13 protein-coding genes and 1 pseudogene are annotated in these 12,707 nt (G+C 61.3%); 9 read left to right on the plus strand and 5 right to left on the minus strand.

The window, feature by feature from the left end; genetic code table 11:
- Positions 1-32 precede the first annotated feature (32 nt).
- The gene (locus HBO24_RS15705) at positions 33-704 is read left to right on the plus strand and encodes a response regulator (protein WP_057958781.1); all 672 of its coding nucleotides are present in this window, start codon (positions 33-35) and stop codon (positions 702-704) included.
- Positions 697-2,082, plus strand: a complete 1,386-nt coding sequence (locus tag HBO24_RS15710; protein WP_057439741.1) for a sensor histidine kinase — start codon at positions 697-699, stop codon at positions 2,080-2,082. Before HBO24_RS15705 ends, HBO24_RS15710 begins: the two co-directional genes overlap by 8 nt.
- Positions 2,083-2,106: 24 nt before the next feature.
- Here the strand turns inward: HBO24_RS15710 and HBO24_RS15715 are convergent, their stop codons facing one another.
- Entirely contained in the window at positions 2,107-2,928 is an 822-nt protein-coding gene (locus HBO24_RS15715; protein WP_170059967.1) for an HDOD domain-containing protein, read from the minus strand.
- A 36-nt stretch (positions 2,929-2,964) separates the two neighbouring features.
- Positions 2,965-3,906 carry a folate-binding protein YgfZ gene (locus tag HBO24_RS15720; RefSeq protein WP_057958783.1) on the minus strand — a complete coding sequence of 314 codons (942 nt, stop codon included), beginning with the start codon at positions 3,904-3,906 and terminating at the stop codon, positions 2,965-2,967.
- 137 nt (positions 3,907-4,043) lie between these two features.
- Between HBO24_RS15720 and HBO24_RS15725 the strand changes: the two genes are divergently transcribed.
- Positions 4,044-4,298, plus strand: a complete 255-nt coding sequence (locus HBO24_RS15725) for a succinate dehydrogenase assembly factor 2 (protein ID WP_017736358.1) — start codon at positions 4,044-4,046, stop codon at positions 4,296-4,298.
- Positions 4,282-4,734: a hypothetical protein gene (locus HBO24_RS15730; protein ID WP_057958784.1), complete on the plus strand. Its 453-nt coding sequence runs from the start codon at positions 4,282-4,284 to the stop codon at positions 4,732-4,734. Before HBO24_RS15725 ends, HBO24_RS15730 begins: the two co-directional genes overlap by 17 nt.
- Here the strand turns inward: HBO24_RS15730 and nadB are convergent.
- A complete protein-coding gene (gene nadB / locus HBO24_RS15735; RefSeq protein ID WP_057958785.1) occupies positions 4,703-6,319 on the minus strand; it encodes an L-aspartate oxidase in 1,617 nt (538 codons plus the stop codon). The genes HBO24_RS15730 and nadB overlap by 32 nt on opposite strands.
- 468 nt (positions 6,320-6,787) lie before the next feature.
- Here nadB and rpoE point away from each other — a divergent pair, with 468 nt between their 5' ends.
- The 4 genes from rpoE (at position 6,788) to HBO24_RS15755 (ending at position 10,639) form a co-directional block, all read left to right on the plus strand.
- The gene (rpoE, locus tag HBO24_RS15740; protein WP_003172477.1) at positions 6,788-7,369 is read left to right on the plus strand and encodes an RNA polymerase sigma factor RpoE; all 582 of its coding nucleotides are present in this window, start codon (positions 6,788-6,790) and stop codon (positions 7,367-7,369) included.
- A 32-nt stretch (positions 7,370-7,401) separates the two neighbouring features.
- Entirely contained in the window at positions 7,402-7,989 is a 588-nt protein-coding gene (locus tag HBO24_RS15745; protein WP_057958786.1) for an RseA family anti-sigma factor, read from the plus strand.
- 16 nt (positions 7,990-8,005) lie between these two features.
- Positions 8,006-8,962 carry a MucB/RseB C-terminal domain-containing protein gene (locus tag HBO24_RS15750; RefSeq protein WP_170059968.1) on the plus strand — a complete coding sequence of 319 codons (957 nt, stop codon included), beginning with the start codon at positions 8,006-8,008 and terminating at the stop codon, positions 8,960-8,962.
- A 240-nt stretch (positions 8,963-9,202) separates the two neighbouring features.
- Positions 9,203-10,639: a DegQ family serine endoprotease gene (locus HBO24_RS15755; protein ID WP_057958788.1), complete on the plus strand. Its 1,437-nt coding sequence runs from the start codon at positions 9,203-9,205 to the stop codon at positions 10,637-10,639.
- 73 nt (positions 10,640-10,712) lie between these two features.
- On the opposite strand, the gene HBO24_RS15760 is transcribed toward HBO24_RS15755, so the two are convergent.
- The gene (locus tag HBO24_RS15760) at positions 10,713-12,146 is read right to left on the minus strand and encodes a M48 family metalloprotease (RefSeq protein ID WP_029299078.1); all 1,434 of its coding nucleotides are present in this window, start codon (positions 12,144-12,146) and stop codon (positions 10,713-10,715) included.
- A gap of 95 nt (positions 12,147-12,241) precedes the next feature.
- Here HBO24_RS15760 and HBO24_RS15765 point away from each other — a divergent pair, with 95 nt between their 5' ends.
- Entirely contained in the window at positions 12,242-12,481 is a 240-nt protein-coding gene (locus HBO24_RS15765) for a sulfurtransferase TusA family protein (protein ID WP_057441319.1), read from the plus strand.
- A gap of 76 nt (positions 12,482-12,557) precedes the next feature.
- Here the strand turns inward: HBO24_RS15765 and HBO24_RS29605 are convergent.
- Positions 12,558-12,707: pseudogene (locus HBO24_RS29605) on the minus strand (IS110 family transposase); the annotation flags it as partial.

A 12,707-nucleotide genomic window follows, 5' to 3' on the forward strand; every position in this document is an offset into this window, starting at 1 on the left:
GCATCGGCTGCCCCTTAACGAGGTACAAATCCATGCGTGTCCTGCTCGTCGAAGACCATTTGCAGCTCGCCGAAAGTGTCGCCCAGGCGCTCAAGAGCACGGGCTTGACGGTGGATGTGCTGCACGATGGCGTGGCTGCGGACCTGGCCTTGAGCAGCGAGGAATACGCGGCAGTGATTCTCGACGTGGGCCTGCCGCGCATGGATGGTTTCGAGGTATTGGCACGCCTGCGGGCCCGTGGGAAAAATCTTCCGGTGCTGATGCTCACCGCCCGCAGTGATGTAAAGGATCGGGTGCATGGCCTTAACCTGGGCGCCGATGACTACCTGGCCAAGCCCTTTGAGCTGACCGAGCTGGAGGCCAGGGTCAAGGCGCTGTTGCGCCGCAGCGTGCTGGGTGGCGAGCGGCAGCAGACCTGTGGCGTGCTGGTGTATGACGTGGAAACCCGGCGCTTCACCCTCGGCGGTGACCTGCTGACCCTGACCTCTCGCGAGCAGGCGGTGCTCGAGGCGCTGATCGCCCGTCCCGGCCGGGTCATGAGCAAGGAGCAATTGGCGTCCCAGGTGTTTGGCCTGGATGAGGAGGCCAGCCCCGACGCCATCGAAATCTATGTGCATCGCTTGCGCAAGAAACTCGATGGCCAGCCGGTCGCCATCGTCACCTTCCGTGGCCTTGGCTACCTGCTGGAAGCCCGCGATGCGTAAGCACAGCAGCCTGCGTTGGCGCCTGCTGTGGAACCTGGCACTGCTGTTGGTGGTGCTGATGCTGGCCAGCGGCCTGAGCGCCTACTGGAACGGTCGCGAAGCCGCAGACACTGCCTACGACCGCACCCTGCTGGCCTCGGCGCGGACCATCGCCGCCGGGCTGTCCCAGCGTGACGGCACCCTGAGTGCCGATGTGCCCTACGTGGCGCTGGACACTTTCGCCTATGACAGTGCCGGGCGGATTTACTACCAGGTCAATGATATTCACCAGAAGCTGATTTCCGGTTACGAACACCTGCCAGGCCCGCCACCCGGGACGCCACGCACCGACGATTACCCGGCCCTGGCGCGGTTCTATAACGCCAAGTACCAGGGGCAGAATGTGCGGGTGGTGAGCCTGCTCAAGGCGGTGTCGGAGCCGAACATGAATGGCATGGCAGAAATCCGCGTCGCAGAAACCGACGAAGCCCGGGTCAGCATGGCCCGCAGCCTGATGGCCGATACCCTGCTGCGCCTGGGCATGCTGGGCGTCGGGGCCCTGCTGCTGGTGTGGTTTACCGTGAGTGCGGCGCTGCGCCCGCTGGAGCGTTTGCGCACGGCGGTAGAGGAGCGCCAGCCGGATGATCTGCGGCCGTTGCCGCTGGTTGAAGTGCAGCACGAACTCGGGCCGCTGGTGCGGGCGTTGAACCACTTCACCGAACGCCTGCGCGGACAGTTCGAGCGCCAGGCGCAGTTTATTGCCGACGCATCCCACGAATTACGCACCCCGCTGGCCGCGCTCAAAGCCCGCCTGGAGCTGGGGCTGCGCGCCGAGGAGCCGGCGATCTGGCGCAGCACCCTGGAAACGGCGGCGCAAGGCACGGATCGCTTGACCCACCTGGCCAATCAGTTGCTGTCCCTGGCACGCATCGAAAACGGGGCGCGGGCGATTGCAGAAGGCGGCGCGCAATTGCTCGACCTCAGCCAATTGGCCCGTGAGTTGGGTATGGCCATGGCACCCCTGGCACATGCCCGTGGGGTGGCGCTGGCGTTGGAGGCGGATGAGCCGGTGTGGCTGCGGGGCGAGCCGACCTTGTTGAACGAGCTGCTGAGCAACCTGGTGGATAACGCCCTGGCCCACACGCCGTCAGGTGGCAATGTGATCTTGCGGGTGACGGCGCCGGCAGTGCTGGAAGTGGAGGATGATGGCCCTGGGATTCCGCAGGACGAACGGGACCGGGTGTTCGAGCGATTCTATCGACGTAACCAGCAGGGCGCGGGTTCGGGCCTGGGGTTGGCGATTGTCGGGGAGATCTGCCGCGCACACCTGGCCCAGATCAGCCTGCATGATGGCGAGCTGAAAGGGCTTAAGGTGCGGGTGAGTTTTATCGCTGGGTAGGGCCGTGCTTGCCACAACAACCGGTCAATAGAACATCGAGCGCGCTTCGTCCAGCTCGGTGCGCACCGCTTCGTTGAGCGGGTCGATGCGCAGCTTCCTGAATGCCGGCAAGCTCGACAGCGCAGCGTTGGCCAGCGGGTGATCGGTATTCTTGTGGCAGTACAGCACCGCCACTTGCACCAGGTCGACGTAGTCCAGGCTGGCCGAATCGCGCTCGAGGTCCTGGTAGTGTGCGGGCACATTTACCAGCATTTCCGGGAAGTCCCAGCCCCTCAGCAGCTTGTCCCCCAGCAGCGGGTGGATGCTGTCAATCACATGGTTGAGGCTGACCGGGTCGGAGAGCAGTTCATAGTGATCTTCGGCGTAGGTCAGGATCGGCAGCACACCGATCTGGTGCACCAGCCCGCCGAGTGCCGCCTGGTCCGGCTTGAGCTGGCTGTGGTTGCGGCACAAGGCGTAGCAGACGCCTGCCACTTCCAGGCTGCGGCGCCAGACGTCACGCATCTTCTGTTCGACGACTTCTGAGCGGGCATGGAAGATTTGCTCCATCACCAGACCAATCGACAGGTTGCTGCTGTAGTTGGTGCCCAGGCGCGTGATGGCGGTGTGCAGGTCGGTGACCTCCTGGGTGGCGCGCAACAGTGGGCTGTTGACGACCTTGATCAGCCGCGCCGTCAGGGCGGTATCGCGGCTGATGACTTTGCTCAAATGACTGATGCTGACTTCGGGGTCTTCGGCGGCCTGACGAATTTTCAGGGCCACTTCCGGTAACGTGGGCAGAACCAGGTCATCGTTATCGATGGCCATCACCAACGCCCGTTGGACTTTTTCCGCCAGTTTATTCATTCATGCTCTCTAGGGTGCTGCAAAAGGGTACGGCGATTAGCGCTGGATCTCGCGATCACGGTCCAGTTGGTAAGGCAGGTCAAGTAACTTGAGGCCTGGGCCTTCCAGCGTGCCTAAATGCACGTTGCCACTGTCGGCTGCTTCGGCTTGCAGCACCGCCAGAAGTTCAATCCCTTCGTCGGCCCGGGCGGCGATGACTACCTCACCGATGGCGCTGTTATGGCTGGGGGCAAACAGTGGCGTGCCGGGCTCGGGTAGCGCATGGCTGTCGAGACTCAGGCGATACAGGCGGCGCTTGAGTTTGCCCAGGTATTGCATGCGGGCGACGATTTCCTGGCCGGTGTAGCAGCCTTTCTTGAAGCTTACGCCGCCGACCGCTTGCAGGTTGAGCATCTGCGGGATGAACAGCTCGCGGGTCTGGGCCATGACCTGGCCGATGCCGGCACGAACCTGCCCCAGCAGCCAGGCATTGAGATCGCCTTCGGCAAGTGTGGCGGCCAGTTGGCTGCGCAGGGACTCGGCTTGCGCGGCGGGCGCCCAGAGTTCGGCGCGGCCCGGGGAGACGCGAATGGCCAGCAGTTCTTCATGGCGCGCCACACTGTCGGTCTCGGCCGGCAAATCCAGGCCCAGGCTGGCGAGAGCCTGATCGGCATTCACCAGACCGAAGCGGGCCCAGGTAGCACTTTCGTCCGTCAGTTTGGACTTGGAAAACACAGCGTATTTCTTCAGGTCCGCCAGTTGCGGTTCCAGCAGTTCGCTGGCCATGGCCAGCAGTACACCGTCACCTTGCAGCACGATCCGGAAGCTCGACTGCATGCGCCCCTTTTGGGTGCAGCGCGCGCCGAGGCTGGCGTGGGTGTCGTCGAGGTAATTGAGGTTGCAGGTCAGTTGCCCCTGGAGGAACTTGGCCGCGTCAGCGCCGCGAACGGCCAGGACACCTTCGTGGGACAGGGAGCAGAAGAAAGCAGAGTCAGCCATGGGTCATCGCAGTTGGAGAGTCATGAGTGCATCATAGAGGGGCGCCCGGCAAATGGGTAGTTTCATAAGCCCGACCAAAGCCGACTGTTCCGAGGGGCGTGGGCCTGTATACTTGCGCCCTATTTGAGGAGCGCTCCATGGTCGAAGATGTAGAAATCAATCGCCTGTACTGGCACAGCCGTCGCGGCATGCTGGAGTTGGATGTGTTGTTGGTGCCGTTCACCAAAGAGGTGTACGCGACCCTCGACAAGGTAGACCGCGACCTCTACGTCAGGTTGCTGACCTGCGAAGACCAGGACATGTTCGGCTGGTTCATGGAGCGTGCCGAATCAGAAGATCCGGAGCTGCAGCGCATGGTCCGGATGATCCTGGATCGTGTCCAGCCCAAGTAATAGCTTCGAATGCCGCTGGCAGGCCTGCGGGCTGTTGCTGGCGGCGTATCTCCTCGCACAGGTGCTTGCACTGGGTGCGCTGTGTCTGCTGGCTATACCTTTTTCGATCGCGGCACTGGGTGTGCTCGCGTGCCTGGGCCACGCCCTGTGGACGCTGCCACGCCATATTCGCTTGACCCACCGTTCGTCGGTTCGTGGCCTGCGGCGCAATGCTGACGGCTGGCAACTGTGGAGCGTAGCGCGGGGTTGGCATGCGGTGCAGTTGCGTCCCGACAGCCTGGCGTTGCCGCTGATCGTGGTGCTGCGCTACCGACTGCCGGGAGACTGGCGAGTACGCTCGGTGTGCGTACCGCGCGGTTCGCAGGCCGCCGATGTGCATCGGCGCCTGCGCGTGCGCTTGAAGTTCAGTCGCCGTAGGTGGTTGGCACCAGGATAGTGTCGAGGGCCTCTGGCAGCATCTCGGGATAATCCAGCGTGTAGTGCAGCCCCCGGCTTTCCTTGCGCGCCATGGCCGAGCGGATCATCAGTTCGGCGACCTGGGCCAGGTTGCGCAACTCGATCAGGTCGCGGCTGACCTTGTAGTTACTGTAGAACTCGTCGATTTCATCCAGCAACAACCGCACCCTATGCTGCGCCCGCGCCAAGCGCTTGTTGGTGCGCACGATCCCCACGTAGTCCCACATAAAGCGCCGCAGCTCGTCCCAGTTGTGGGCGATGATCACGTCTTCGTCCGAGTCGGTGACCTGGCTCGCATCCCAGCGGGGCAGGGCGGCCGGCACCGGGATGCGTGGCAGTTGTTCGAGGATATCGGCGGCGGCGGAACGGGCGTAGACGAAGCATTCGAGCAACGAGTTGCTGGCCATGCGGTTGGCGCCGTGCAGGCCGGTGAAACTGGTCTCGCCAATCGCGTACAGGCCGGGGACATCGGTGCGGCCTTGCTGGTCGACCATCACGCCGCCGCAGGTGTAGTGCGCCGCCGGCACCACCGGGATCGGCCCTTGGGTGATATCAATATTGAAGGTCAGGCAGCGCTCGTAGACCGTCGGGAAATGGGTCTTGATGAAGTCGGCGGGCTTGTGGCTGATGTCCAGGTAGACGCAGTCGATGCCCAGGCGCTTCATCTCGTGGTCGATGGCGCGAGCCACGATGTCCCGTGGCGCCAGTTCGGCCCGTGGGTCAAAGCGCTGCATGAAGCGTTCGCCATTGGGCAGTTTGAGGTGCGCACCTTCCCCCCTGAGGGCTTCGGTGATGAGGAAACTCTTGGCCTGGGGGTGATACAGGCAGGTGGGGTGGAACTGGTTGAATTCCAGGTTCGCCACCCGGCAGCCCGAGCGCCAGGCCATGGCGATGCCGTCTCCGCAGGCGCCATCGGGGTTGCTGGTGTAGAGGTAGACTTTGGCGGCGCCCCCTGAGGCCAGGATGGTGAAGCGCGCACCGTAGGTATCCACTTCGCCGCTGGCGCGGTTGAGCACGTAGGCGCCGAGGCAGCGTTCACCCGCCAGGCCCAGGCGTTTCTCGGTGATCAGGTCGACGGCGACTCGTTGCTCAAGCAGTTCGATATTCGGCCGCTGCCGGGCCTGGGCGAGCAGGGTCTTGAAGATTGCGGCGCCAGTGGCGTCGGCGGCATGGATGATGCGCCGGTGGCTGTGGCCGCCTTCACGGGTCAGGTGAAACTCGAAACCGCCGTCGTCACTGCCGGCATGTTCATCGCGGGTAAAGGGTACGCCCTGGTCGATCAGCCACTGAATGGCTTCGCGACTGTGCTCGACGGTGAAGCGCACCGCGTCTTCATTGCACAGGCCGCCGCCGGCGTTGAGGGTGTCTTCAACGTGGGATTGCACCGTGTCGGTGTCATCCAGCACGGCGGCAACCCCGCCCTGGGCCCAGAACGTCGAACCGTTAGCCAGGTCGCCCTTGCTCAGGACGGCTATGCGCAGATGGCTCGGCAGAGTCAGAGCAAGGCTCAGGCCTGCGGCGCCGCTACCAATCACCAGGACATCGTGTTGAAACTGTTGGCTCATTTATGGGATTCCGCAAAAAGCGATCCGTAGGGGTGGCGCAAACAGGACGCCTGGATCGGCGAATCAAAGGGTCACACGGCCCACTAGTATATAGAGGGGGGGATCGGCACAATAGCCGGGCATTCGTGGCATTGTGAGACTACGGTGAACGAACTGCACGGTTTGATGAGGCGGTCCGGCGTCGAGGTGGGAACTTTTGTATCCACTCCGACTCCATAACAGGATGCCCGAAAGCTGGGAAAACGTTGGTTTTACTGATTGGCCTGGAGCATGGGAGCGTCAGAAAACCGGCGACAAGATTATTCACGCAGCCGGCTATGCCCGCGCTGCGTTTTTCGTGTGTGCCAAAACAGAGCCCACCGGAAACTTGCTTGAAGGGGGAGAACTTTTGCGAAAAGTCCTAGTCTATGTTTGCAAGCCTGATCGTTTAGTTATGCAAGCCTCCTTCAAGTACAACGAGGAGTGTTCATGCTAACCCAGGAAGAGGATCAGCAGCTGGTCGAGCGCGTTCAGCGCGGTGACAAGCGTGCATTTGATCTGCTAGTGCTGAAATACCAGCACAAAATTCTCGGGTTGATCGTGCGGTTTGTGCACGACACCCATGAAGCGCAGGACGTTGCACAGGAAGCCTTTATCAAGGCCTACCGTGCACTCGGTAATTTTCGCGGTGACAGTGCGTTCTACACGTGGCTGTACCGCATCGCCATCAACACGGCGAAGAACTATCTGGTGTCTCGCGGACGCCGCCCACCCGATAGTGATGTGAGTTCGGAAGATGCAGAATTTTACGATGGTGATCACGGCCTCAAGGATCTCGAGTCGCCGGAGCGTGCATTGCTGCGCGACGAGATCGAAGGCACTGTCCATCGCACTATTCAGCAACTGCCAGAAGATTTGCGTACGGCATTAACTTTACGTGAATTCGATGGTCTGAGTTACGAGGACATTGCGAGCGTCATGCAATGTCCGGTGGGGACCGTACGCTCCCGGATTTTCCGGGCTCGGGAAGCCATTGATAAAGCCTTGCAACCGTTGTTGCAGGAAAACTAAAGACAGCGGCGACAGCCAAGAGAGGAACCGCCATGAGTCGTGATGCCCTGCAGGAATCGCTGTCCGCAGTGATGGATAACGAAGCGGATGAACTGGAACTTCGTCGAGTGCTCAATGCATTTGATGATGCCGAAACCCGTGATACCTGGTCTCGTTACCAAGTCGCTCGGGCGGTGATGCACAAAGATCTGTTAATCCCTCGTCTGGATATTGCTGCGGCCGTTTCTGCTGCGCTGGCTGATGAAGCCGTTCCGGCAAAAGCTGCTCGTGGTCCTTGGCGTAGCCTGGGTCGCCTGGCAGTCGCTGCCTCGGTGACGGTGGCCGTACTGGCTGGTGTGCGCCTGTACAACCAGGACGAGATCGCCGGTGCCGAACTGGCCCAGCAAACCCAGCAGCCGGTCATGGCCGGTCCGCAGGTCAAGGGTCCAGCTGTTCTGGCTGGCTACAAGGAAAGCTCTGACGCAACGGGTCCGATGGCCAATGGCGTGCTTCAAGGGCAATCCGGCTGGCAGGATCAGCGTCTGCCAGGCTATCTGCGCCAGCACGCTCAGGAATCGGCTGTAAAAGGCACTGAAAGCGCGCTGCCATACGCTCGCGCTGCAAGCCTGGAAAACCGCTAAACCGTTAAGGAGCCTTATGCGTGCCATACCGCTCCTTGCGCTTTTGCTCAGTGGCTGGTTTACAGTTCCCGCCCATGCCGATGAAGCCCAAGACTGGCTGAAGCGTCTTGGGCGGGCAGAGCAGCAGCAAAGCTACCAAGGTACATTTATCTACGAGCGTAACGGTAGTTTCTCTACCCATGACATCTGGCATCTAGTCCAGAATGGTCAGGTCCGCGAACGGATATTGCAGCTCGATGGATCAGCTCAGGAAGTCATACGTGTCGATGGGCACACTCAATGTGTCAGCGGCAGCCTGGTAGCGGGTCTTGGTAACTCCCCGGGCGGTTCCGCCCATGTGCTTGATCCGCAAAAACTCAATTCTTTTTACACGCTTGCCACCATTGGCGAATCCCGTGTGGCTGGTCGTAAAACGGTGATCGTCTCGTTGACGCCGCGCGACCAGCACCGCTACGGCTTTGAGATGCATCTGGATCGTGAAACCGCGCTGCCGCTCAAATCATTGTTGATCAATGACAAGGGGCAGTTGCTGGAGCGTTTCCAGTTCACTCAATTGAGTACCAAAGCCCCGGATGAGAGCGCTTTGCAGCCCGGCAGGGACTGCAAGCCATTGTCGGTCGCCAGCAGCAAGGCCGAGGACGTGGTCGCCCCCCAGGCTTGGCATCCGAGCTGGCTGCCGCCTGGCTTCCAGTTGGCCCGTAGCGCTTCACGTAAGGACTCCCGGACCCAAGTGGTGGTAAACAGCTTGATGTACGAGGATGGGTTGGCGCGCTTTTCGGTGTTCCTGGAGCCCGTCAGTGGCGAGGCTGCGACGGAGAGCCGGGTGCAACTGGGGCCAACGGTTGCCGTATCGCGCCGCATGAATACCCCTCAAGGCGAGATCATGGTGACGGTGGTCGGGGAGATCCCCCTCGGCACCGCCGAACGGATCGCGCTGTCGGTGCGCAGTGGCACGGCGCCCGAAAAACCGTGAGCTGTTAATCCTATGCTCATCCAGATTGTTCACAGTAATGCGGGAAGTGCCTGCCCTGCTGCACAGAACATGAAATGTCTGGAGAGTATTTTCACTTGCAAAATTTCCTTATGTTTTTTATAGGTCAGAACTTCTCGGTTCTGGCCTTGTGTTGTTCACGCAATGTTGACGTCGGTAGTAGTAGTCTCCGGCGTTTAAAGAACCTTGTCGCCCAACCCTGCTCGTCGTAACGGGAGCTGTATGTCGATACCACGTTTGAAGTCTTACCTTTCCATAGTCGCCACGGTGCTGGTGCTGGGTCAGGCCGTTACCGCGCAAGCGGCGGAACTGCCTGACTTCACCCAGCTGGTAGAGCAAGCCTCGCCTGCCGTGGTGAACATCAGTACCACGCAGAAGCTGCCGGAGCGTAAAGTCTCGAACCAGCAGATGCCTGACCTTGAAGGCCTGCCGCCGATGCTGCGGGAGTTCTTCGAGCGCGGTATGCCTCAGCCGCGTTCACCCCGTGGCGGCGGTGGCGGTCAGCGTGAAGCCCAGTCCCTGGGGTCGGGTTTTATCATTTCGCCTGATGGCTACATCCTCACCAATAACCATGTGATCGCCGACGCCGACGAAATCCTCGTGCGCTTGGCAGATCGCAGTGAGCTCAAGGCCAAGCTGGTCGGCACCGATCCACGCTCCGACGTGGCTTTGCTGAAGATCGAAGGCAAGGACCTGCCCGTGCTGAAACTGGGTAAGTCCCAGGATCTGAAAGCCGGGCAATGGGTGGTGGCCATCGGTTCGCCGTTTGGCTTTGACCACACCGTGACCCAGGGCATCGTCAGTGCCATTGGTCGTAGCCTGCCGAACGAGAACTACGTGCCGTTCATCCAGACCGACGTGCCGATCAACCCGGGTAACTCCGGTGGCCCGCTGTTCAACCTGGCGGGCGAAGTGGTGGGGATCAACTCGCAGATCTACACCCGTTCCGGCGGTTTCATGGGCGTCTCCTTCGCCATCCCGATTGATGTGGCCATGGATGTTTCCAACCAGCTCAAAGCCGGTGGCAAGGTCAGCCGTGGCTGGTTGGGCGTAGTGATCCAGGAAGTGAACAAAGACCTGGCCGAGTCCTTTGGCCTGGACAAACCTGCTGGCGCCCTGGTCGCGCAGATTCAGGACGACGGCCCGGCGGCCAAAGGCGGCTTGCAGGTTGGCGATGTGATCCTGACCATGAACGGCCAGCCGATTGTCATGTCGGCCGACCTGCCGCACCTGGTCGGCGCACTCAAGGCGGGCAGCAAGGCCAAGCTGGAAGTGATCCGCGAAGGCAAGCGCCAGAACGTCGAGCTGACCGTGGGCGCGATCCCTGAAGAAGGTCAGGAGCTTGGCGCGCTGGGCGGTAAATCGGGTGCCGAGCGCAGCAGCAATCGCCTGGGCATCGCCGTGGTCGAGTTGACTGACGAGCAGAAGAAGAGCTTCGACCTCAAGAGTGGTGTGGTGATCAAGGAGGTCCAGGACGGCCCGGCCGCCCTGATCGGCCTGCAACCGGGTGATGTGATCACCCACTTGAACAACCAGGCGATCAACTCCACCAAGGAATTCACCGACATCGCCAAGGCGCTGCCGAAGAATCGCTCGGTGTCGATGCGCGTCCTGCGTCAAGGGCGTGCCAGCTTCATCACCTTCAAGCTGGCCGAGTAAGCCGCTAGCCGTAGGTCAATAAAAAGCCCCGCTCTCGATAGTCGAGAGCGGGGCTTTTTTGTGGGCGCTGGATCTAGCTCATCATGCCTTTGACGATGCGTTCCTGTTCGATCAACTCACGCTGGCGCGCATCAATGCGTGACGACAGCGGGAAGTTGCTGCCGGCCCGGCGCTTGGCAAAGTCCAGTTGCTGGATGGCCTGCTGGAAGTCGCCGACCAGCGCGAAGTACTCGGCGCGGGCTTGATGCAGGCCAATGATATTGCCGGACAGGCCGCGGGTCTCGGCCACCTGGTACCACACGTCCGGATCGTCGGAGCGCGATTTGAGCAGGCCTTCCAGGGCTTTTTCCGCGTCGGCGGTGCGGTTCTGCTTGAGCAGCAGGTCCACGCGCACCTGGTTCAGCGGGTAGTTGCTGGGGTACTGGGCCAGCATGCGGTCGGTACGTTGCTGCGCATCGGGCATGCGATTGTTGGTGATATCCAGCTCAATCTGCGCCAGGTTGTAGGTGATGTCGTTGGGTGCCTTGGCCAGCAAAGGCTTGAGGGTCTCGCGCGCCTCGTTGAGCTGGGTGCCTTTGATCTGGGCGATGGCCAATCCATAACGTGCTACATCGCTTTTCGGGTTCTCATCCAGTTGCGCACGGAAGCGTTTGGCGGCCAGCCCGGGCGTGTCTTCGTAATACAGCTGAACTCGGGCGCGAATCAGTTGATAGCGCAGGCTGTCTTCGGTGCCGCCGGTCTTGGCCTGTTCGGCGCGGTTGCGCGTATCGGCGATCCGCGATTCGGTGACCGGGTGCGTCAGCAGGAATTCCGGAGGTTTGGCATCGAAGCGGTACTGGCGCATCAAGCGTTCGAACATGGTCGGCATCGAGCGCGGGTCGTAACCGGCCTTGACCATGTTGAGGATGCCGATGCGGTCGGCCTCTTGTTCATTCTGCCGCGAGAAGCGCCGCTGCTCCTGAATCGCTGCAGCCTGGCTGCCGGCAATCGCGGCAATCCCGGCGTCACCGGCACCGGCGGCGGCCGCGATAATCCCGCCGAGCAGCGCGGCCATCATCGGGATCTGCATCCGTTGTTGGGCTTCCACGCCTCGGGCGAAGTGGCGCTGGGACAAGTGCGCCAATTCGTGGGCCATCACCGAGGCGTATTCGCCTTCGGTCTGGGCATTGAGAAACAGGCCGCCGTTGACCCCGACAATCCCACCCGGCGCGGCAAACGCGTTGAGTTGCGGGCTGTTGATCAGGATGAACTCCAGGCGCCGGTCATTGACCTGGCTGGTCTCTACCAGCTTGTAGACGCTGGTCTCGACGTAATCCTTGAGCTGCGGGTCATTGAGGACCGAGACCTGGCCGCGCAGGAACGCCAGCCATGCCCGGCCCAGTTGGTGTTCCTGTTGTGGCGAGACAATGGCAGAACTGGCGTCGCCAAGTGACGGCAGGTCGTCGGCGAAGCCTGGAGAGGCAAGCAGGCAAGCCAGCGTCAGCAGGGTAGGGCGCAAAAAAGTCATGCACAAAGCCTTTCGACAAAGACCTTACTGTAGCCGGACACTGAGCCTGGGACCAGATATTCTAAGCATCCCCTGATGCCATCCGGAGCAAAACCATGACCGCTGCTGTAAACCACGACGCTGAGCTCGATGCCAGTGGCCTCAATTGCCCGTTGCCACTGCTCAAGGCCAAGATGGAGCTCAATCGGCTGGCCAGTGGTGCGGTGCTCAAGGTGATTGCCACGGATGCCGGGTCGCAGCGGGACTTCCGCACGTTTGCCAAGCTGGCGGGGCATGTGCTGTTGCACGAAGAGGCCGATAACGGCGTCTATCGCTACTGGTTGCGCAAGGCCTGAGCCTGCGGGGAGGGGGCGGATCCGGCCCCACACTGGCCGGGTTGTCTTGCCTGGCACCGATCCAATGTGGGAGATTCTATGGTTTTGGGGAAGCCCCCAAAACCGCTTTTGACTGGTATTCGCTCAGGTTTTTCATGAGCGAAAAGGCGATGCTCGCCAGCTTGCGGCCAATGATGACCAGGGCTTGAGTCGTTTTCAGGCCCCTGGCCAGATAACCCTCGTATAA

It is taken from the genome of Pseudomonas sp. WS 5410 (genome assembly GCF_012985645.1).
Lineage (GTDB): Bacteria > Pseudomonadota > Gammaproteobacteria > Pseudomonadales > Pseudomonadaceae > Aquipseudomonas > Aquipseudomonas shahriarae.